Source organism: Microlunatus speluncae (assembly GCF_009299835.1).
GTDB classification, from domain to species: domain Bacteria; phylum Actinomycetota; class Actinomycetes; order Propionibacteriales; family Propionibacteriaceae; genus Microlunatus; species Microlunatus speluncae.
Map to the genome: position 1 here is coordinate 443,422 of NZ_VKCZ01000003.1, position 18,815 is coordinate 462,236.

Here is an 18,815-nt window from a genome sequence, read left to right on the forward strand (position 1 = left end):
TCAATAAGGGTAACCTAACTTCGCCGGGCGACCGCACTGTGGCCAGGCCCCGGCGTCGGCGGCCGTTCCGATTACAGTTGGGCCTGGTTCGAGACCAGTTGACGGCCGAGAACAGGCATAACAGAGGGAGTCGGCGTGGGCCGCGTAGTGCAGAAGTACGGCGGATCGTCGGTGGCCGATGCGGAGAGCATCAAGAGGGTCGCCAAGCGAGTCGTCGCCACCAAGCAGCAGGGCCACGACGTCGTCGTGGTGATCTCGGCCATGGGGGACACGACCGACGAGCTGATGGATCTCGCGCTCCAGGTTTCCCCGCTGCCGCCGCCGCGAGAGCTCGACATGCTGCTCACCGCTGGTGAGCGGATGAGTGCCGCGCTGCTGGCGATGGCGATCGCCGACCTGGGCCTGCATGCCCGGTCGCTGACCGGATCGCAGGCCGGCATCATCACCACCGGTACGCACGGCAACGCGCGGATCATCGACATCACGCCGGGTCGGATCGTTTCCGCGGTCGACGCCGGTGACATCGTGATCGTCGCCGGGTTCCAGGGCGTGGCCCAGGACACGAAGGACATCACCACCCTGGGCCGCGGTGCCTCCGACACCACGGCCGTCGCACTCGCCGCGGCCCTCCAGGCCGATCACTGCGAGATCTACACCGACGTCGACGGGATCTTCACCGCGGACCCGCGGATCGTCCCGAGTGCACGCCGGATCCCCAAGATCGGCTACGAGGAAATGCTCGAGATGGCCGCCTGTGGTGCCAAGATCCTGCACCTGCGCTGTGTCGAATACGCCCGACGGGAGCATGTCGCCGTGCATGTACGATCATCGTTTTCCGACCGGGACGGCACCTGGGTCACCGAGGCAGAGAAGGGAAGTGCCATGGAGCAGGCGATCATCTCCGGCGTCGTGCAAGATCGTGGCGAAGCCAAGATCACGATCGTCGGCGTGCCCGACCGGGTCGGCGAGGCCGCCCGGATCTTCGAGGCGGTCGCCGCGACGGAGATCAACATCGACATGATCGTGCAGAACGTGTCGGCGGTCGAGACCGGCCGGACCGACATCTCGTTCACCCTGCCGAAGACCGACGGCACGGCCGCCAAGGCCGCCCTCGAGGCACTGCGGGAGAGTGTCGGCTTCGAGCAGGTCCTGTACGACGACCAGATCGGCAAGGTCTCCGTTGTCGGCGTCGGGATGCGATCCCACCCCGGCGTGACGGCGCGGTTCTTCACCGCCCTGGCCGAGGCGGGCGTGAACCTCGAGATGATCTCCACCTCGGAGATCAGGATCTCGGTCGTGGTCGACCAGGACGACGTCGACCGGGCCGTGGTCGCGGCGCACACCGCGTTCGGGCTGGACGCCGAGAACGAGGCGGTCGTCTACGCCGGAACGGGTCGCTGATCCATGTCGGACATGATCCCGTACGCCCTGATGCAGATCGCGTTCGGGCTGCCGTTCCTGATCGGCATCGTCCTGATCGGGGCCATGACCAAGGGGTCCGCCCGGGTGCTCGGCATGATCGGCTGCTTCCTGCTGTTGATCGCCCACGCGCTGACCGCGGTCGTGTCGATCATGTTGCCGCGGATCATGGCCGAGCTCAGCCTGTCGATGGCCATGGCCAGCGTGCCGCTCGCCATCATGAACGTGCTCGGCGCGATCGGCATGATCCTGGTCATCTGCGCCGTGGTGGCAGGTCGGCGCAAGCAGCCTCAACCGCAGCCGTTCCGGCCTGCAGGACAGCAGCCGATGCCGCCGCAAGGTCCCTATCAGCCGGGCCCGCAACCGACGCCCCCGCAAGGCCCCTATCAGCCGGGCCCGTACCAACCCGGCGGCTCACCCCAGTAAATCCGGTCCCGGGCCAGGCAGGGGACGAAAGCACAGACGCGACCGTTCGCCGCGTCAGCGACCGTTGAAACGATCGCGGATGCTGCGAACAGTCGCGTCTGACTGTTTTCGGGCTCCTAGCGCGGGCAACTCTTGGTCTTGGCCAGGGTGTCCATCGCGGCGGCGTACTTCTCCAGGTTGGGCGGAGCCTTGCGCCAGGTGTCGAGCCAGACGGCCTGGGCGTCGTGGACCTCACCGCCGGCCGACTTGCGCATGTCGGCGAGGTGATTCGACCAGTCCTTCATCACCAGGTCGGCGTTGGTCAGGGCCGAGGTGACCTTGTCCAGCCGGGCCCGGCAGACGGCGAGGTGGTCGGTCTGCTCCTCGTCCGCGCCCTTGACCGCCTTGCAGGCCCCGCTCTCGGCCTTGTAGCCCGCCTTGGCCGTCTGATACTTCGCCACGTCCGACGGCCCGGCCAGCTTGGACCGCTTGAAGATCGCCTTGGTCTGGGCGTCGGTGTTGCGGCCCAGGGTGAGATCGGTCTGCGCCTGTACGTGCTCCCGCCAGTGGCCGGTCCCGTCGCCGGCCGCGCCGAGCACGGACTCGGCCAGGGCCACCTCGCGCCGGCAGGAGGAGATCGCTTTCGCGGCCTGCTGTTCGCCGGTCAGTTCGCTGGCATCCCCGCTGGGGGCGCCGTCGGTCGACGGGGTGGACGAGGTGGACGGCACGGCACCGGGCTCGGCCGGCCCCGCCTGCTGCTGCTGCGAGTTCCAGACGAACAAACCCGCGCCGGCCGCAGCCAGGACCAGCAGCGGAACCGTACAGAGAATGACCACGCGCCGCATCAGCGGCGATGGCGGTGGAGCCTCAAGGGCCCTACGCGGCCGAACCATATGGGGTTCCCCTCCCGAGTTGCCGCCAAGATGTGCATCCGGCTGGCGTCGGTCAGCCGGATCCGATCTCACTCGGTGCCGAAAAGGCTCAGAGAATCGTTGCGCGCGGCTTCGGCGCCGGTCGACGACATGTCGACCACGGGATTCGTGCGGTGACGTCCCCCGAACGACCTTGAATCGATTCGTGCACCCGCAGCGAGGTCCAAATCATCCTAGGGATCCCGGCTCAGGAGAAGCTCAACGTCGGGTTATCGTGCGAGGCCTGGCCTCAAGAGTTCGTCAAGAAGGGCATGCAAAAATCGGCCTTGCGTTCGCAAGTGCCTCGGCTCGCTGACTGCTCGGACGGTGTAGATCGCCCCGAGCACGGATGATGTTACGGGACCCGCGCCGAATCCGCGGTTGAAACTCGCGTGGTGTCGTCAACTCGTCACCATTCTGTCGGTCGGCGCGGCCGGACGTTGGTGCTGGCGGCATTCCTGACGGTCCGAGCACCCGCTGCGCAGCCTCTCGGCCTTCGAACAGCTGACCGAGGACGAGGTCACCGATGGTTCGAACGGTTTGGAACGCGCCCTCGCCGAGACGCCGGATGCGCCTGTTCCGCCGAGCACGCATCCGTGCCGTGGTGCACGTGGCCTGAATCCGCGTGGGGTCGTGATCAGTCGGGTGATCCGGCCGACCTGGTGAGGTTGCGATCAAGGACGGTGAAGCCGTGCTCGACGAATTCCCGATCGCGCCGCAGCCGCTGGCGCAGCTCGGCCGCGACCCGTTCGGCGACCGTGGCGGTATCTGAGTCGATCCGTCCTTGATCAACAGCTTCCCGGAGCTCGTCCTGATCGACAATGCCGCAATCGCCGTCCCGCCACCAGAGATCGAGCTCGAGGTCGGTGTAACGGAATCCGTTATCGGTCTCGGTGACCGGCAGCGTGACATCGATGCCGATCCAGCGTCGGTCCTGCCACCACCAGGCGGTCCACCACTCGCCAGGGACAAGTAGTTGAACACCGGCCGTGTTGTGCTTCGTATACAGCTCGCCCGAGTCGTAGTGAACCGCCGTCCCCTCGGGCGCGAACAGCCAGGTGCCCGGCGGCGCCGCCGTGATCAACCGGCTCCAGTGGGTGCGTACCGCTCCGTCGAGCTTGATCTTGGTGACGGAGCGCAGGTCGGTCATCGGACGACGGTAGCAACGTGCATGCGGTCTCGATGGTGGAGTGAAGTAGACCTGAGACGGCTCAGTCGAACGTGAAGCTCGTGACATCGACCGGGAACTGCGACCAGGCGAGCACCTGCCGCGGCTTGATCATGAACAGGCCATTCGCTGATTCGGGCTGATAGTCCTTGTACCGTTCGAGATAGCTGGCCTGGACCCGGCCGAACGCCTCGGCGGTCAGATCGTTCTCCAGCGTGAACGTCCCATCGACGATGACCACGTCGAGAGCACTCTCCAGATGGACCTGGATCCGGGGATTGGCCAACAGATCACGACCCCACCTGGTCACCTGCACCCCGCCGTCCGCATACAGGGTGTTGTCGACCCAGGCGGCCCAGATCGGCCGGGCGTGCGGAGCACCGTCGGCATCGGCCGTGCTGAACCAGAAATGCTTGGCCTGCTCCAGTCGCTGCCGTACATCCGGCCAAGCCAGCGGTCGCTGCTCCCCGCGCTGGTTGTAGCCATCCGGTAACCGCCCTGGCCGGCCCTTCGGCCCGGTTGTCGAAGCGTTGTTGCCCACCGAAACCTCCTCCGTCGTCGATCACCATCGAACCTAGAGGTGACCACCGACACCCGACTCAGCGGACCGGAGGGCGGTGCCAGTCAGGTGCTGACATGGGCCTTGTGATCAAGCAACCTCGGACCGATGGGGCGGCCACTGCACGGTCTATCCGGTGCTCGGGGATGGCCTGGCAGACTCGGATCGTTGCAGCTCTCGGATAGGGCGGTGAGCGAATCTATGCTTGGCAGGTGTGAACCAGGCGAAGGAACTGTCCGTTCCGTTTCGGTCGATGGGATTCGAGGGGCAGATTCTCATTGAGCAAACTTTGAACGACGATCCAGTCCGCACCGGACATGACATTGTCGCGGTCGGCTACAACGAGGAGTCCTTCCGTGGGTTCCCGATTGTGACTGCCTCCGTTGAGTACGCGGGTTCTGGTTACCGGGCGATCTTCGGATGGATTCAGACCGTCACGCACGAGTACGCCGAACCTGGCGACGGGACCATGACGACTCTCGACGCCTGGAGCGGCCTTGGCGCTCCTGTCCTTGCGTTGGGCTTTAAGCCGACCTTCTTCGACGCTCCGGCGAACCCCGATCATCCCGACATGCAGTGGATCGCGCACACGTTCCTCGTTCGCGTCGGATTGAGCGAGCGGACCCTGGAAGCACTGGCCGGATTCTCCTGGGGGTATGTGCTGCAATCCCACCAGCCCGCCGCGCTCGAGATGAGCCGGGTGAGCTGCTCTGACTGGGAACGCGTCACCAGTGCGTCGCGCGCGAATCTTGCGGATTGGTCATTGACCTGTCACCTGGCGGGCGGCAGGTGAGCGGCCCGACGCAAAGATCTGCTTGGGTGCAGCCCTTTTGATCATGACGGGCGTTCCCTCTACAGCCCCTGAGAATCAAGCGTCCGATACGGCGTCCGGCCCCGGCGGGTCATTGCCGACGAGGCCATCGACTGCTTCGCGGATGAGATCGGCGTGGCCGGCGTGCACTTGGTACTCCTCCAGCAACGTGACAAGCAAGCCGCGCCGGTTCAGAACCCAGGTCTCGGTGCCACCGGGGACGCGTACGTCCAACCCGTCGTCGGCACTCAGCGCCCGCCACTCGTTCCGGGCGCGTTCGACGGCCCCGTACCAGCCCGCATAGAGAGCCTCTGGTGCATCGGCAACCGCGGTGACCCAATCGCCTTCGCCGCCGGCTACTGCTGGCGGTCGACCAGCTGCGCCAGCCGCGAACCCATCCTCGACGGCAGTCAGGTGCTTGATCAATCCGGCCAGGGTCATCGCCGATGGCGGGTGTCGCCGGCGCAACTGATCGGCGTCGAGTCCTCCGGTCTTCCAAGCGAACCGCCACCGCGCACGGTCCAGAGCGAAGCACAGCACGGCCGCCTCGCTGCCATCCATGTCCTCAGCGAAGGGGTAGAGGTCCATGTGGTTCATGACCGTGAGGGTGGCAGGCCCGGCCCGAGGCCGAGACGGCTGTGGTGGTTGCCGTCGCTATCGGCGTTGTCTGCAGAGCCGGCGTTGGTCAGCCGGGCCCCTGACTGAAGGCGCGGTTCCCGATCTTGCTGCAACACCACATCGATCAGCGGCGTGTGTGGGTGATTGCCAACCTCCGTGATGGGGATCCAGTCGGCGAGGTCAGAGGTGCCATCAGATTCATGGCGTAGTTCCCCGCCGAGGAGTTCGACCCGATACACAACGTTGACACTGTGGATGTCGTGTCCGGAGTTGGTGGTCCATTCATTCGAATGAATGCCGATCAGATCACGAACTCTGGCGGTGTATCCGGTCTCCTCGGCGACCTCCCGAACAACGGTGTCCTCGGGATGTTCTCCATGCTCGACTCCGCCGCCGGGAAGGCCCCAGGTTCCTGACGTGTAGCGGGACAGCAGGATCGATCCGTCGACGTTGGTGCAAACGGCGTAGGCGCCGATTCGCTGGATTTGATGAGCTGGGGCTTCCGCTGAATCCGGCACAAGCGCGACCGTATCGCGCCTGTCCGCCGCCCCGTAACTCAGGCCGCACAAGGGAAGTGCCGTGCGGCGACCAGTCGAATGGAGCGGGTTGCTCGACAATTGACACGAGGATGTCGAATTTCAAGGATGAGGTCGATATGGATTCTGCTACCGCTAGCCCTATCGCCGGCCCGTTGAGTTGGGTTCTTTCTTCCCTTGCCGCCTTCGCGATGATCTTGCCGCTCATGGCTTGGGGTGGGTTGGTTGTGCCGCCGCAGTTGATCGCGCCGGTAGCTTCCCTGACAGGCGGACTCCTCGCCGGGCTCGTGACCAGCTGGGTTCGCAACGCCTTCATGTCCGACGCGAGCAGTCGCATCCTCGTCGTGGTCGGGACGACAGCGGCCGCGGCTCTCGTTGTCGCAGTGATCATGTTCCTTGCCAGCATGTTCCTGCCGATGCCGATAATCTTCCATCTTCCAATTGCGGCCATGATTCTCGGCGCGTTCGCTTCCTGGGCTGCGTGGCGGTTTCGCAGTCCCGGCCGTCGCCTCGCCCGCGATGCCCTCATCTCGCTAGTCCTTCTGGTCGGCGGCGCGGCGCTGATTATGCTCACGCTGTTCGGCTTCTGCGCCACCCTCCTCACCTGCAGCGCCTACTCGGGACCCTTCTGACCTGAGCACACCTCAACCTTATGCCGTACGCTGTACAGAGTTACTGTCACCGTACGTGTGAGGAAGTGATCATGGCCGGCGAGATTGCCATTCCCCTGCTGCCCTGCCGCTCCATCGACGAGATCGAGGATTTCTACCGGATGCTCGGCTTCGAGCGCACGTACCGGCAGGCCAAGCCTTACCCGTGCGTCGGCCTCCAGCGCGAAGACCTCCAACTGCAGTTCTTCGGGCTGGACGGTTTCGACCCGGAGACGTCGTACGGGTCGTGTGTGGTCCTGGTCGAGGACACCATGGCGCTCTACGAGGCTTTCGCTGCCGGGATGCGGGCGGTGCACGGCAAGGTATTGATCTCCGGGCTGCCGCGGATGACCAGGCCGCGCAAGCGCAAGAACGTCGGCAACGTCACCGGCTTCTCGATCGTCGACCCGGGCGGCAACTGGATTCGGGTCTTCCGCAACACCGCCCTGGCGGAGGAGGGCACCGACGAGCCGTCTAGCCAGCTCGGGACGGCCGTGCGGAACGCGGTCGTGCTGGGCGACTCCAAGGGCGACGTCCGGCAGGCCGCGCGGATCCTGGACGGGGCGCTGAACAGACACCGCGAGTCGGCACCGGTCACCGACCTGGTGGAAGCGCTGGCCTACGCCGCGGAGCTCGCGGTTCGGCTCGGCGATCGGGCGCGGGCCGACGTACTGCTGGCGGAGCTCAGGGCCGCGGAACTCACCGGCGAGCAGCGGGAAGGTCTGAGCGAGGCGCTGGCGAACTCGGCCGAACTGGAGCAGGTGCGCACCGCCGGAAGCTGACCGGTGCTGCTGAGGACGCTGGCGGCCGCTGGTCGCATCGCGCGTCTGCTTTCCGGCCACAACCATCTGGAGGGACTCATCTGGTAAGACCTCGTCTTCGCGCCTACCCGCTTGCAGCCCAGTGGAGCATGAAGGTCGCGCGTCGAGAGTGACGATAACGACGTGTCCGAGCGACTTCCGCGTCGTTTTCGTCACACTCGGTGAGGATCCCATCAGTGCGGGTTCGTCCGTGCACGATCTGGACCGATGTCACGCACTTCGTCACACCTTGCCCTGATGATCAGGACTGTCACCACACCTGCCCGTCCGCCTGCGAGGGCGACGGGGGCAACGCGACGTTCAATAGCAGGCGGGTCCAGCTCCTATGGCTGGCTTACGTCCGGCCATCCAGTGGGCTGTGATCACCCACGAACCAAAGGTGTCCGAACGGATCCGTGAACGTGCCCTGTCGGTGAGGTCCCCACGGCATGGAATGAACCTCGATCGGATCTCCCGCTGTCGCTCCAGCTGCGACGGCGCGATCAACGAATGCATCGGGATCGGTGACAAAGATCTCGACGCGGGTCGATGTCATCCCCAGTGTTGCCGGTGTCGCCCAGCCGTTGTTGCCAGGCTCACCGAGCAGCAGCGGCGCACCGGAGACCCGTAGGCCGGCCACCGATCCGAGGTCCCACTGAACCTCCGCCCCGATTGCCTTGCGGTACCACTCGACGGCTGCCGGAACGCTATCGACGGCGAGCATGACTGAGATGGTGAGGGGGCGCAGGTCATCCATCGGCCCATCCTGTGCGGTGAGCACGGTGGTCGTCCAGAGCTCGGCATCGCGATCGATGACGTGTACAAGTCGACCGGCGCCTGACCGCGATGTCACACCGTTTGTCACTCCTGGCGTCCGCCGAGCGGTCTGACAAAACGATCGGCCCCCTGCCATTGCTGGTCAGGGGGCCGATCTGGTGGTCGGGGTGACAGGATTTGAACCTGCGACTTCTTCGTCCCGAACGAAGCGCGCTACCAAGCTGCGCCACACCCCGGTGAAACCTCGGTGAGTCTAGCCCATCCGGGGCGCCGAGTTCACATCGGATTAGCTGGGCGGTCTCGGGGCATCAGGGTGAGCAGGGTCGCCTCGGGTGGGCAGGCGAATCTGACCGGCGCGTACGGCGAGGTGCCGAGCCCCGCGGACACGTGCAGATAGGCGCTCTGATCACCGACGCGATGCGTCGACAGGCCCTTGACCCGGGCCGGATCGAGGTCGCAGTTGGTCACCAGGGCGCCGTAGAACGGGACGCAGACCTGGCCGCCGTGGGTGTGGCCGGCGACGATCAGGTCGTGGCCGTCGGCGACCATCGGATCCAGCACCCGACGGTACGGGGCATGGGTGACAGCGATCGCGACGTCGACCTCGTTCCGGTCGATCGGGCCGGCGACCTCGGCGTAGCGGTCGGCGTTCAGGTGGGCGTCGTCGGTGCCGCGGAGGCCGATCCGGACGCCGTGGATGTCGAGGGTGGCCCGGGTGTGGGTGAGGTCGAGCCAGCCGGCCTGCTTGAAGGCGTGGCCGAGGTCCTGCCAGGGGAGCGTGTTGTCGCTCGGCTTGGCGGTCCGCTTCGGCTGGGTCAGGTAGCGCAGCGGGTTCTTGAAGGAGGGGCCGAAGTAGTCGTTGGAGCCCCAGACGTAGCCGCCGGGCCGATCGAGCAGCCGGCCGAGCGCATTCACCACGGCCGGCACGGCGTCGACGTGGGCGAGGTTGTCGCCGGTGTTGATCACCAGGTCGGGCTCGAGGCCGGCCAGCCGGTTAACCCAGTCCTGCTTCTTCCGCTGCCCGGGCGTCAGGTGCAGGTCGGAGAGGTGCAGGACCCGGATCGGTACGGCATCGCGGGGCAGCACCGGCACCTGAAGCCGGCGCAACCGGAACGATCGCACCTCGTAGCCGGCCGCGTACGCCAGGCAGCCGGCACCGACGGCTCCGATTCCGAGCACCGTACCGGCCATGATCTTGGCTACCCGACCCACAGACATGCGAGCAAGGCTACAAGCGCACCCCACCCCCTACGTGCCGGCGCCGGTAAGCCGATTGCTGCCCGGCCGCGGGGTCGGGAAGGATGGGGGCATGGCAGAACTGAAGGAACGGCTCCATTCGGACATGGTGGCCTCGCTCAAGGCGCGGGACAGCGTCCGCACGTCGACCCTGCGGATGGTGCTGACCGCGATCACCGAGGCCGAGGTCGCCGGCAAGTCGGCCAAGGAGTTGACCGCCGAGCAGGAGCTCGATGTCGTGGTCAAGGAGGCCAAGAAGCGTCGGGAGGCCGAGGAGGCCTACACCGAGGCCGGCCGGTCCGACCTGGCCGAGAAGGAGCACGCCGAGGCCGGGGTGCTGGCCGAATACCTGCCGCAGCAGCTCGGCGCGGACGAGATCGCCGAGCTGGTCCGGCAGGCGATCGCCGAGACCGGCGCGGCCGAGCTGGGCCCGCGCGGCATCGGCAAGGTGATGGGCGTGCTGACCCCGAAGACGAAGGGCAAGGCCGACGGCGGAGCGGTCGCCGCCGAGGTCAAGCGCCAGCTGACGGCGTGACCCGGCCGGCCTGACCGGCGCTGCGACAGCGGCCGGCGGAACGAACCAAGGCGCCCCGCGGAGATCAACTCCACGGGGCGCCCTCGACGTTCAGGTCGGGTGCGGCCTCAGCCTCAGCCGGGGCCTTCCTCGCCGCCTTCGTTCTGGCCGCCCTCATTCTGGCCGCCAGGATCCTGGGTCCCCGGTTTGCCCTGGCGTGGCGGCTTGTTCCGTTCTTCCTCTTCCTTCTTCTGCCGCTCGCGTTCCTCGCGTTCCCGTTCCTCGCGCTCGTTCTTCGCCTTCTCCTCGGCGTCGCGTTCGGCCTGGACCTTCGCCGGGTCCCGGCCGTCGGAGATCATCACGTAGATGGTCGAGAACTCGCGGATGCTGCCGCTGTACTGGCTGAAGCCGATGAACTCGCCCTTCGGTACGGAATCGCTGAAGACCTTGTCCCGGACGACGGTAAAGCCGGCCTCTTCCAGCTTCGCGGTGGCCTCGGAGATGCTCAGGCCGGTCAGCCGGGGCATCGGGACCATCTTGCCCGTCTCGATCTCCCGCGGCGGCTTCTTGAACTTCGTCTTCGGCATGTCCTCGAGGTAGCGCTCCATCGTCGGCTTCCAGATCTCCTGACCCGCGTCGCCGCTGCCGGAGCCCTCCAGATATTCGCCGCTCTCCAGCTTGAAGCCCTTAACGCCGTTACGCCGGAAGCCCTTCTTGCCCCGGATGAACGGCTTCTGCCGCTTGTCGATCGCGATCATGGCCACGCCGGCCGCCTCCGGCGTGTAGCCGGAGAACCAGACCGCCTCGTTGCTGTCGATCGTGCCGGTCTTGCCCGCCTGCGGCCGACCGTCGTTGACGGCGGCCCGCCGCCCGGTGCCCTTGGTCATCACGCCGCCCAGCACCTGGTTCATGCCGTCGGCGATGTCCTTCTCGATCACCCGCTTGCAGCCTTCGCCCGGCACCTGCAGCTCCTTGCCGCCCGGCGTGGTGATCTTCTTGACGATCGTCGGGTCGCAGTGGATGCCGCGGGCCGCGAAGGTCGCGTACGCCTCGGCCATCGACATCGGCGAGATTTCCACCGAGCCGAGCGTGAAGGCCGGGATGTACTGGTAGTAGTCGACCAGGTCGCGGATCTCGCCTTCGTGGCCCGCCCGGTCGTCGAGGCCGGTGCTCTCGATGCCGAGCTTCTCCGCCATCTCCGTCACCCGGCACATGCCGACCTGCAGCGCCAGCTGGGCGAAGTAGGTGTTCACCGAGTTCTGCATCGCCCGGTTCATGTCCATGATGCCGTCGACGCCGGTGGAGTTGGCCGGCTTCCACTTGCCGAGCTTGGCCCGGCCCTCACAGGTCTGGAAGCTTCGCCCGGTCAGGTCGACCCGCCTGGCCGCGTTGTACTTCTTGGAGGTGGGGATGCCCTTCTCCAACGCCGCCGCCGCGGTGAACGCCTTGAACGTCGACCCGGCCTGATAACCCTCCGCGCCACCGAGCTGAGGCGAGGCCGAGTAGTTGTAGTAGGTCTCACCCTTCTTGGCGTTGTCGCCCATCACGTAGCGGCTCTGCGCCATCGCCAGGATCAGCCCGGTGCCCGGCTGGATCATGTTCATCGTCGAGATGATCGGGTCGGTCGGCGAGACGACCTTGGTCAGGCGCTTCTGCGCCATGTCCTGCACCTCGGGGTCGATCGCGGTCTCGATCGTCAGGCCGCCCCGCTTCAGGGTGTCCTCGCGCTCCTCCGGCGTCTTGCCGAGGCTCGGTGCCTGCAGCAGGCTCCGCCGTACGTAGTCACAGATGAACGGGTACTTGGAGCCGACGCAGCCGTTCCGCGTCTTCTGCACGTCCTTCTGGTCGAACTTCTCGGCCTTGGCCTTCTTCACCTGATCCTGGGTGACCATCTTCAGCTCGGCCATCCGGTTGATCACGAAGTCACGCCGGTCGCTTGCCGCATCCGGCGCCGTCACCGGGTTCACCTGGTTCGGGTTCTGCACCAGGCCGGCCAGCATGGCCCCCTGGGCCAGGGTCAGCTTCTCCGCCGTGGTGGAGAAGTAGTGCCGGGCGGCCGCCTCGACCCCGTACGCACCCTGGCCGTAGTAGGCGATGTTCAGGTACCGCTCCAGGATCTCGTCCTTGGAGAACTTCTCCTCCAGCGCGATCGCGTACCGCAACTCACGGATCTTGCGCTGCAGGCCGTCGGTGCCGCTGGCCTCGGTCACCTTGGAAATACAGGCCTGGTCCAGCCGGCAGGACTCGACCAGCACCATCTTCACGTACTGCTGACTGATCGACGAACCACCCTGGGTGTTGCCGCTCGACGTCCGCAGCAGCGCCCGCAGCGTGCCGGTCAGGTCGAGCGCGCCGTGTTCGTAGAACCGGTGGTCCTCGATCGCCAACTGCGCCTGGATCATCACCGGCGCGATCTTCTTGAGCGGGACGTAGATCCGGTTCTCCTGATAGAAGTACGTCAGCACGTCGCCGTTGCCCAGCAGCACCTTGGACCGCTCCGCCTGCGGCGGGGTCTCCAGCTCGGCGGGCAGGTTCTCGATCTCACCGGCGGCAGCCTGTCCGGTCACGCCGGCCAGGCCGGCGAAGGGGACGAACAGGCCCGCGACCAGGACTCCGGCGAGTGCACTGACCACCAGGAACATGGCCAGTGACGACAGGACTTTCGCCGGACGTTTCAGGCTGACGGGCATGGCACATAGGGTACGGGACCCCCTGGCCCAAGCCGAATCTTTCGTAGCCGTCCATCGAGTTGTGCAAAAAATCCGTGTGGACCCCTAGTCAGACCGCACTTCCGTTCGTAACATGCACTATGCCGCGCACGATGTTGGGAGGCGTCGTACGGGGCAAGCACAGGAAGGGGGCCGCACTTATGCGGACAGCTGCGTGGGATGACTGGACAGTCCAAGCCAAGTGCCGGGGGATGAACGACGGGTTGTTTCCGGACGCCGTCGATCAGAAGCGGGCGAAGGTGGTCTGTTCAGGCTGTCCCGTCAGGTCCGAATGTCTGGCGGAGGCGCTGGACAATCGGATCGAATGGGGGGTCTGGGGCGGAATGACGGAGCGGGAGCGAAGGCTCTTGCTGCGGCAACGCCCGGACGTGGCGTCGTGGCGATCAGCCCTGAGTGGCGAGAAGGTCGCCAACCAGGCGTAACGCCTCGAGGTCGGACACGTCGGACTGCAGCGCCGGCACCCGGGTTGTCAGGATCCGGGGCCGCGCTGTAGCGAAGCGGTCGAGCAGGACCCGTTCCCGCTCGATCACCTGCATCAGTGCGGCGTGTCTTTCCAAGGCCACAGATGCGACCGGGAACTGTTCCGGGTCGATTTCTTCAGCGAGCGCTTGCGCGCGCCCGGCGGACAAAGGAAGTTCGGTCCGGTGCTCGCGATTGACGACCAGGCCGGACAACGGCATGGATTCCTCGTCCAAGCGATCGACGAAGTACGCCGCTTCGCGGAGCGCGTCAGGCTCCGCGGTCGCGACGACGATGAAGGTCGTCTGCGGCGAAGCCAGGAGGTCGAACGTCTGCTGCGCTCGTTGCCGGAACCCGCCGAACAGGGTTTCGAACGCCGTGGCGAACGTCTGGACGTCGGTGATGATCTGTCCGCCCAGGATCTTGTTCATCGCCGACGACACCAGGTTGAAGCCGACGCTCATCAGTCGGAGCGGACCTCGGGTCGGCGCCAGCAGGAGGCGGAGGAACCGTCCCTCGAGCAGGGAGCTGAGATGCTCCGGCGCGTCCAGGAAGTCCAGCGCCGAGCGGGCCGGCGGGGTGTCGACGATGATCAGATCCCACCGGCCGTCGGCCCGGGACTGGCCGTGCAACTGCCCGAGCTTCTCCATCGCCATGTATTCCTGCGTGCCCGCGAACGACGACGACAGCGCGACGTAGAACGGGTTGCGCAGGATCTGCTCAGCCTTCTCCGGCGTGGTGTGCGCCAGCACGACCTCGTCGAAGGTGCGCTTCATGTCCAGCATCGCCGCGTCCAGGCTGCCGCCGGCCGTCGTGTCGATGGCGGTGACCGGGCGCGGTGTGTTGTCCAGTTCGCCCAGGCCGAGCGACTGGGCCAGCCGGCGGGCCGGATCGATGGTCAGCACGACCGCTTTCCGGCCGGCCTCGGCGGCCCGCAGTGCCAGTGCGGCCGAGGAGGTGGTCTTGCCGACCCCACCGGCGCCGCAGCAGACGATGATCTCGATCGACCGGTCGGCCAGGATGGCGTCGATGTCCAGCTCCGGGCGGCGGACCTCGGTCGGGGAGCCGGCCATCAGGCGACCTCGGCGGCGAGCTGCTCGGCCAGCTGGGCAGCGATGCCCCAGACCGCATCGGTGTCGATCCCGGTCGGGTCGAGCCGGATGTCGACCACCGGCAGCCCGGTCTCCAGCAGTTTGTCCCGGCGGGACCGCTCGGCCAGCATCCGACCCGCCTCGCCGGCGAACTCCGCGGTCAGCAGCTTGTTCTGCGCCGGGTCGAGGCCGGGCACGTCGAGCATGGTCTCGCCGGTCGCCGCGGTCCGGAGTTGATCATCGGACAGCGGCGTGGCCCGGACCTGGTTGGCGATGATCACGCCGAGCCGGATCTGGGTCGGCCGGAGGGCCTGGATCGCTTCCTCGGTCTCGGTCACCGGCATGTCCTCCAGCAGCGTGACCAGATGTACGGCGGTGGTCACCGACCGCAGCAGGCGCATGATCGAATCGGCTTGGCCGCGGATCGGGCCCATCCGGGCCAGCCCGGCGACGGCCTCGTGCACGTTGAGGAACTGCGCGATCCGTCCGGTCGGCGGGGCGTCCAGGACGACGGCGTGGTACGCGTTCGGGCGGCCCTTGATCTGCCGCCGGACCGCCTCGTACACCTTGCCGGTGAGCAGCACGTCGCGCAGCCCCGGTGCGATCGAGGTGGCGAAGTCGATCGCGCCGAACCGGTCGAGCGCCCGGCCGGCGATGCCCAGGTGATAGAAGGTCTCCAGGTATTCCAGCAGCGCGTCCTCGGCGTCGACGGACAGGCCGAACACCTCGCCGCCGGCCGGGGTGCGGCAGAGCCGGCGCTCCTCGGCCCCGTTCAACGGGGCGGTGCCGAACAGCCGGGGCAGGGCGTTGCGGCCCTCCACCTCACAGACCAGGACCCGGCGGCCGTTGGCGGCCAGGGCGCACGCGAGGGCACCGGCCATCGTCGTCTTCCCGGTGCCGCCCTTGCCGGAGACGATGTGCAGGGTGTGCAGCGGCGTCCGCGTCGGGACTGTCGACGGGGGCGACGGCATGTCGCCGATCGTAGTCGGGAGGCCCTGGCGTGCCGCGAAGGCAGCCCGCTGAGGGCCGATCGGTCACCAGTACTGTGTCGCTCATGACGAAGTGGGAGTACGTGACCGTGCCGGTGCTGGTCCACGCGACCAAGCAGATCCTGGACAACTGGGGTGCCGACGGCTGGGAGCTGGTGCAGATCGTGCCCGGGATGAACCCGGAAAACCTGGTCGCCTACCTGAAACGGCCGATCGCCGAGGGCGAATGAGGTCGCCGCAGGGCCGGCTGGCCGAGCTCGGCCTGACCCTGCCGGCGGTGCCGGCGGCGCTCGCCGCCTACCTGCCGGCGGTCCGCAGCGGCGATCTGATCTTCACCGCGGGGCAACTGCCGCTGGTCGACGGCGTGCCGATCGCGCTCGGCCTGGTCGGGGCCGACGTGACCGAGGAGCAGGCCGTCGAGTGTGCCCGGCAGGCGGCGCTGAACGGGCTGGCCGCGGCGGCCGAGACGGCGGGTGGGCTGGACCGGATCGCCCGGGTGATCAAGGTCGTGGTGTACGTGGCCGGGGTGCCCGAATACACCGGGCAGCCGAAGGTGGCCAACGGGGCCAGCGAACTGCTGGGCGAGGTGTTCGGCCCGGCCGGGCAGCACGCCCGGTCGGCGGTCGGCGTCGCCTCGTTGCCGCTGAACGCGCCGGTCGAGGTCGAGCTGGTGCTGCAGATGGAGCCGGATCCGCCGCGGATCGTGTCGGCCTGATGCCGGTGAACGGAAGCTGGTGATCATGGTCAGTCACTCGCTCGACGTGCTGGACCGGATGGTGGTGCCGGTGCCGGACGCCGTCGTCGACCGGGTGCTGACCTTCAGCGGGCCGCCGGTCGTGCCGCGCCCGAGCGCAAGTGTGATCTTGCTCCGGCAGCGGTACCGGTTGCAGGTCTATCTGATGCACCGACATGCGCGGATGGCGTTCGCCCCGTCGATGATGGTCTTTCCCGGGGGCGGAGTCGATCCGCTCGATCAGAAGTCGGGGGATCCGGTGATCGCCTGCGCGACCCGTGAGCTGACCGAGGAGACCGGCGTCCGGATCGAGCCGGCGTCCCTGTCGGCCTGGGCCCACTGGATCACCCCGGAGGTGGAGCCGCGCCGCTACGACACCCGATTCTTCGTGGCGGTCGTACCCGATGATCAAGAACCGGCCGACATCTCCGGCGAGGCGTCCTCGGCCGGATGGGCGGTGCCGAAGGAGACCCTGGCCGGGCACCTCCGCGGCGACCTCGGGCTGATGCCGCCGACTCAGGCGATCTTGACCGAGCTGGCCGAGTACGGTTCCGTGGCCGCGGTGGTCGCGGCCGCCCGGGATCGGGTGGTGAGCCCGGTGCTGCCGGTGCCGGAACAGGCGGGCGGGCGGCGGACGTTTCGCTATCCGCGGCGGGGCGAACGGTGAGCGCCGCAATCATCCGGGCCGACAATCCCGGCCCGATGACCCTGGAGGGCACCAACACCATCCTGGTCGGCGACCCGGCGCGCGGTCCGGTGGTGGTGATCGATCCCGGACCGGACGATGATCGACATCTGCGCCGGGTGCTGACCGCGGCCGGGGCGATCGCGGCGATCGTGATCACCCATCGGCACCTTGATCACACGGCCGGGGCCGCCGCGCTGGCGGCATTGGCCGGCTGCGACGTGCTGGCCGCCGACCCGGCCGTCCGGATCGGTGATCGCGGCCTGGCCGACGGTGACCGCCTCTCGGTGGCCGGGGCCGAGCTGCGGCTGGTCGCGACGCCCGGTCACACCAGCGACTCGTACTCGATCCTGATCACCGGCGACGACGGGTCGGCCCGGCTGGCCACCGGTGACATGGTGCTCGGCCGCGGCACCACGGTGATCATGCATCCGGACGGCGACGTCGGCTCCTATCTGGCCTCGCTGGAGATCATGATCGCGCTGGTGCGTGATCATCGAGTGACCGAGATCCTGCCCGGCCACGGACCCGTGGTCACCGATCCGGCCGGCGTGCTGGCGTACTACCGGCAGCACCGGTTGGAGCGGCTGGATCAGGTGCGGGTCGCGCTGGCCGGCGGCGCCCGCACCCCGGCCGAAGTGGTCGACGCCGTTTACACCGACATCGACGCGGCGGTCCGGCCCGCGGCCGAGCTGTCGGTGGCGGCGCAGCTGGCCTATCTCGACCGCGATTCCCGCCGTGGGTGAATCGGGGGGCTACTCCGCTGTACCCTGCAGAACATCGACCAATTCTGCATGGCCGACTCCGGGGTGATCGTGGTGGATCGTGGCAAGGAACTCGACCTGTCGAGCTGCTCGATGGTCGAGTTGGAGATCGAGCTGCACCAGGTCAGTCAGGCGATGCATGCCGCCGGGTTGCCCCGCGGGGCCGCGACGGTCGAGACCGAGATCGCGGCGCTCCGGGAGGTGGCGATCCTGTCGGCGCGCCGCCGGGCGATCCTGGCCGAGGTGTCCCACCGCCGAGCGGCGCTGGCCTCGTGGCGGGCCGACCAGGATCAACTCGACGTGATCACCGGCGGCGACGACAGCGTCGCCGATCAGTGAGCGGCCGGCCGGTAGACCAGTAGGGCGTTGTTCGAGCCGGGAGCCTGCCGGGCCGAGCTGAGGGCGAGGGGGACCTGGCCGTCGAAGGCCGGGGTGCCGCCGCCGTACGCGACGGGGGCGATCATCAGGTGCACCTCGTCGACCAGCCCCTGGCTGAGCAGGGCGTTCCACAGGGTGCGGCTGGCGAAGATTACGATGTCGCCCTCGCCCGACTCCTTCGCCGCGGCCAGCCAGCCCGCGACTCCGGCCCGGGTGACGACCGTGGTCCGGTCCCGCCACGGATGATCATCGGGCACCGCGAAGTCGTCGGAGACGGCGACCTTCTGCACCTGGTTGAAGCCCCGGCTGATGCCCCGATTGACCTCGTCCAACGACCGGTCGGCCGGGTCGACCGGGGCGTCGGCGACGGCCGGCCAGTAACCGCCGAAGAACTCGTACGACCTCCGGCCGAGCAGCACGGTGGTCGCCGCGGTGATCCGCTCCAGGTTGTAGCCGTCGAAGAACTCGTCCATCCCGGCGAACGGCGGATTGCCGTCCGGATCGGTGAAGTAGCCGTCGACGGAGACGATGTTGCAGACGATGATCTTGCGCATGATGGTGGGCTCCTTGCCTCGATTCGAGT

General features: G+C 67.4%; 23 protein-coding genes and 1 tRNA gene. 12 read left to right on the forward strand and 12 right to left on the reverse strand.

The features are described 5' to 3' along the window. Positions 1 to 135 precede the first annotated feature (135 nt). Both FNH24_RS05520 and FNH24_RS05525 read left to right on the forward strand, forming a co-directional pair. Positions 136 to 1,401 carry an aspartate kinase gene (locus FNH24_RS05520; protein WP_152361130.1) on the forward strand — a complete coding sequence of 422 codons (1,266 nt, stop codon included), beginning with the start codon at positions 136 to 138 and terminating at the stop codon, positions 1,399 to 1,401. Positions 1,402 to 1,404: 3 nt separating this feature from the next. Next, positions 1,405 to 1,845 (forward strand): hypothetical protein, encoded by a 441-nt coding sequence (locus FNH24_RS05525; RefSeq protein ID WP_152361131.1) that lies wholly within the window; start codon positions 1,405 to 1,407, stop codon positions 1,843 to 1,845. 116 nt (positions 1,846 to 1,961) lie between these two features. On the opposite strand, the gene FNH24_RS05530 is transcribed toward FNH24_RS05525, so the two are convergent. The 3 genes from FNH24_RS05530 to FNH24_RS05540 form a co-directional block, all read right to left on the reverse strand. Beyond that, entirely contained in the window at positions 1,962 to 2,669 is a 708-nt protein-coding gene (locus FNH24_RS05530; protein ID WP_152361132.1) for a hypothetical protein, read from the reverse strand. Between the two features lie 703 nt (positions 2,670 to 3,372). After that, entirely contained in the window at positions 3,373 to 3,885 is a 513-nt protein-coding gene (locus FNH24_RS05535; protein WP_161606012.1) for a ribonuclease FAU-1 family protein, read from the reverse strand. Positions 3,886 to 3,946: 61 nt separating this feature from the next. Continuing rightward, positions 3,947 to 4,444 carry a pyridoxamine 5'-phosphate oxidase family protein gene (locus FNH24_RS05540; RefSeq protein WP_152361134.1) on the reverse strand — a complete coding sequence of 166 codons (498 nt, stop codon included), beginning with the start codon at positions 4,442 to 4,444 and terminating at the stop codon, positions 3,947 to 3,949. A gap of 232 nt (positions 4,445 to 4,676) precedes the next feature. On the opposite strand from FNH24_RS05540, the gene FNH24_RS05545 reads away from it, so the two are divergent. Next, positions 4,677 to 5,255, forward strand: coding sequence for a hypothetical protein (locus FNH24_RS05545; protein ID WP_152361135.1), 579 nt, complete (start codon positions 4,677 to 4,679; stop codon positions 5,253 to 5,255). A gap of 75 nt (positions 5,256 to 5,330) precedes the next feature. Here FNH24_RS05545 and FNH24_RS05550 read toward each other — a convergent pair whose 3' ends face one another. Together FNH24_RS05550 and FNH24_RS05555 are read right to left on the reverse strand one after the other, a co-directional pair. Beyond that, positions 5,331 to 5,870 (reverse strand): mycothiol transferase, encoded by a 540-nt coding sequence (locus FNH24_RS05550; RefSeq protein WP_217428045.1) that lies wholly within the window; start codon positions 5,868 to 5,870, stop codon positions 5,331 to 5,333. Continuing rightward, positions 5,867 to 6,409: an NUDIX hydrolase gene (locus FNH24_RS05555; protein WP_161606013.1), complete on the reverse strand. Its 543-nt coding sequence runs from the start codon at positions 6,407 to 6,409 to the stop codon at positions 5,867 to 5,869. Before FNH24_RS05555 ends, FNH24_RS05550 begins: the two co-directional genes overlap by 4 nt. Positions 6,410 to 6,519: 110 nt before the next feature. Between FNH24_RS05555 and FNH24_RS05560 the strand changes: the two genes are divergently transcribed. Both FNH24_RS05560 and FNH24_RS05565 read left to right on the forward strand, forming a co-directional pair. Beyond that, complete coding sequence (locus FNH24_RS05560) at positions 6,520 to 7,059, forward strand: hypothetical protein (protein ID WP_152361137.1); 540 nt, start codon at positions 6,520 to 6,522, stop codon at positions 7,057 to 7,059. 71 nt (positions 7,060 to 7,130) lie between these two features. Next, complete coding sequence (locus FNH24_RS05565) at positions 7,131 to 7,859, forward strand: VOC family protein (RefSeq protein WP_152361138.1); 729 nt, start codon at positions 7,131 to 7,133, stop codon at positions 7,857 to 7,859. 373 nt (positions 7,860 to 8,232) lie between these two features. Here the strand turns inward: FNH24_RS05565 and FNH24_RS05570 are convergent, their stop codons facing one another. From FNH24_RS05570 to FNH24_RS05580, 3 genes are all read right to left on the reverse strand, one after another. Next, positions 8,233 to 8,634 (reverse strand): VOC family protein, encoded by a 402-nt coding sequence (locus tag FNH24_RS05570; protein WP_152361139.1) that lies wholly within the window; start codon positions 8,632 to 8,634, stop codon positions 8,233 to 8,235. Positions 8,635 to 8,813: 179 nt separating this feature from the next. Next, positions 8,814 to 8,890: transfer RNA gene (locus FNH24_RS05575), tRNA-Pro, on the reverse strand. Positions 8,891 to 8,930: 40 nt separating this feature from the next. Continuing rightward, positions 8,931 to 9,872: a metallophosphoesterase gene (locus tag FNH24_RS05580; RefSeq protein ID WP_217428046.1), complete on the reverse strand. Its 942-nt coding sequence runs from the start codon at positions 9,870 to 9,872 to the stop codon at positions 8,931 to 8,933. Positions 9,873 to 9,963: 91 nt separating this feature from the next. Between FNH24_RS05580 and FNH24_RS05585 the strand changes: the two genes are divergently transcribed. After that, a complete protein-coding gene (locus FNH24_RS05585) occupies positions 9,964 to 10,425 on the forward strand; it encodes a GatB/YqeY domain-containing protein (RefSeq protein WP_152361140.1) in 462 nt (153 codons plus the stop codon). A gap of 113 nt (positions 10,426 to 10,538) precedes the next feature. Here the strand turns inward: FNH24_RS05585 and FNH24_RS05590 are convergent, their stop codons facing one another. Continuing rightward, the gene (locus FNH24_RS05590; RefSeq protein WP_152361141.1) at positions 10,539 to 13,094 is read right to left on the reverse strand and encodes a penicillin-binding protein; all 2,556 of its coding nucleotides are present in this window, start codon (positions 13,092 to 13,094) and stop codon (positions 10,539 to 10,541) included. 179 nt (positions 13,095 to 13,273) lie between these two features. Here FNH24_RS05590 and FNH24_RS05595 point away from each other — a divergent pair, with 179 nt between their 5' ends. Then, positions 13,274 to 13,555, forward strand: a complete 282-nt coding sequence (locus tag FNH24_RS05595; protein WP_152361142.1) for a WhiB family transcriptional regulator — start codon at positions 13,274 to 13,276, stop codon at positions 13,553 to 13,555. Here FNH24_RS05595 and bagB read toward each other — a convergent pair. Both bagB and bagA read right to left on the reverse strand, forming a co-directional pair. Next, entirely contained in the window at positions 13,517 to 14,665 is a 1,149-nt protein-coding gene (gene bagB / locus FNH24_RS05600) for an ArsA family ATPase (RefSeq protein ID WP_152361143.1), read from the reverse strand. The genes FNH24_RS05595 and bagB overlap by 39 nt on opposite strands. Then, entirely contained in the window at positions 14,665 to 15,654 is a 990-nt protein-coding gene (gene bagA, locus FNH24_RS05605) for an ATPase BagA (protein ID WP_152361144.1), read from the reverse strand. The genes bagB and bagA overlap by 1 nt, the downstream gene beginning before the upstream one ends. Positions 15,655 to 15,737: 83 nt before the next feature. On the opposite strand from bagA, the gene sp36 reads away from it, so the two are divergent. The 5 genes from sp36 to FNH24_RS05630 are packed head-to-tail and all read left to right on the forward strand — an operon-like array spanning position 15,738 to position 18,193. Then, entirely contained in the window at positions 15,738 to 15,902 is a 165-nt protein-coding gene (sp36, locus tag FNH24_RS05610; protein ID WP_152361145.1) for a Sp36 family protein, read from the forward strand. Next, positions 15,899 to 16,387, forward strand: a complete 489-nt coding sequence (locus FNH24_RS05615; protein ID WP_152361146.1) for a RidA family protein — start codon at positions 15,899 to 15,901, stop codon at positions 16,385 to 16,387. The genes sp36 and FNH24_RS05615 overlap by 4 nt, the downstream gene beginning before the upstream one ends. Positions 16,388 to 16,412: 25 nt before the next feature. Beyond that, entirely contained in the window at positions 16,413 to 17,072 is a 660-nt protein-coding gene (locus FNH24_RS05620; protein WP_152361147.1) for an NUDIX hydrolase, read from the forward strand. Then, positions 17,069 to 17,836: an MBL fold metallo-hydrolase gene (locus tag FNH24_RS05625; RefSeq protein ID WP_246186760.1), complete on the forward strand. Its 768-nt coding sequence runs from the start codon at positions 17,069 to 17,071 to the stop codon at positions 17,834 to 17,836. The genes FNH24_RS05620 and FNH24_RS05625 overlap by 4 nt, the downstream gene beginning before the upstream one ends. 48 nt (positions 17,837 to 17,884) lie before the next feature. Further along, positions 17,885 to 18,193, forward strand: a complete 309-nt coding sequence (locus tag FNH24_RS05630) for a hypothetical protein (RefSeq protein WP_152361148.1) — start codon at positions 17,885 to 17,887, stop codon at positions 18,191 to 18,193. Here the strand turns inward: FNH24_RS05630 and FNH24_RS05635 are convergent. After that, positions 18,187 to 18,786 (reverse strand): dihydrofolate reductase family protein, encoded by a 600-nt coding sequence (locus FNH24_RS05635; protein WP_152361149.1) that lies wholly within the window; start codon positions 18,784 to 18,786, stop codon positions 18,187 to 18,189. The genes FNH24_RS05630 and FNH24_RS05635 overlap by 7 nt on opposite strands. Positions 18,787 to 18,815 lie beyond the last annotated feature (29 nt).

Coding starts and splice junctions, on each gene's coding strand:
- FNH24_RS05525 (WP_152361131.1), top strand. CDS start 1,405: ATGTCGGACATGATCCCGTACGCCCTGATGCAGATCGCGTTCGGGCTG.
- FNH24_RS05530 (WP_152361132.1), bottom strand. CDS start 2,669: ATGCGGCGCGTGGTCATTCTCTGTACGGTTCCGCTGCTGGTCCTGGCT.
- FNH24_RS05535 (WP_161606012.1), bottom strand. CDS start 3,885: ATGACCGACCTGCGCTCCGTCACCAAGATCAAGCTCGACGGAGCGGTA.
- FNH24_RS05550 (WP_217428045.1), bottom strand. CDS start 5,870: ATGAACCACATGGACCTCTACCCCTTCGCTGAGGACATGGATGGCAGC.
- FNH24_RS05560 (WP_152361137.1), top strand. CDS start 6,520: ATGTCGAATTTCAAGGATGAGGTCGATATGGATTCTGCTACCGCTAGC.
- FNH24_RS05565 (WP_152361138.1), top strand. CDS start 7,131: ATGGCCGGCGAGATTGCCATTCCCCTGCTGCCCTGCCGCTCCATCGAC.
- FNH24_RS05570 (WP_152361139.1), bottom strand. CDS start 8,634: ATGGATGACCTGCGCCCCCTCACCATCTCAGTCATGCTCGCCGTCGAT.
- FNH24_RS05580 (WP_217428046.1), bottom strand. CDS start 9,872: ATGTCTGTGGGTCGGGTAGCCAAGATCATGGCCGGTACGGTGCTCGGA.
- FNH24_RS05585 (WP_152361140.1), top strand. CDS start 9,964: ATGGCAGAACTGAAGGAACGGCTCCATTCGGACATGGTGGCCTCGCTC.
- FNH24_RS05590 (WP_152361141.1), bottom strand. CDS start 13,094: ATGCCCGTCAGCCTGAAACGTCCGGCGAAAGTCCTGTCGTCACTGGCC.
- FNH24_RS05595 (WP_152361142.1), top strand. CDS start 13,274: ATGCGGACAGCTGCGTGGGATGACTGGACAGTCCAAGCCAAGTGCCGG.
- bagB (WP_152361143.1), bottom strand. CDS start 14,665: ATGGCCGGCTCCCCGACCGAGGTCCGCCGCCCGGAGCTGGACATCGAC.
- bagA (WP_152361144.1), bottom strand. CDS start 15,654: ATGCCGTCGCCCCCGTCGACAGTCCCGACGCGGACGCCGCTGCACACC.
- sp36 (WP_152361145.1), top strand. CDS start 15,738: ATGACGAAGTGGGAGTACGTGACCGTGCCGGTGCTGGTCCACGCGACC.
- FNH24_RS05615 (WP_152361146.1), top strand. CDS start 15,899: ATGAGGTCGCCGCAGGGCCGGCTGGCCGAGCTCGGCCTGACCCTGCCG.
- FNH24_RS05620 (WP_152361147.1), top strand. CDS start 16,413: ATGGTCAGTCACTCGCTCGACGTGCTGGACCGGATGGTGGTGCCGGTG.
- FNH24_RS05630 (WP_152361148.1), top strand. CDS start 17,885: ATGGCCGACTCCGGGGTGATCGTGGTGGATCGTGGCAAGGAACTCGAC.
- FNH24_RS05635 (WP_152361149.1), bottom strand. CDS start 18,786: ATGCGCAAGATCATCGTCTGCAACATCGTCTCCGTCGACGGCTACTTC.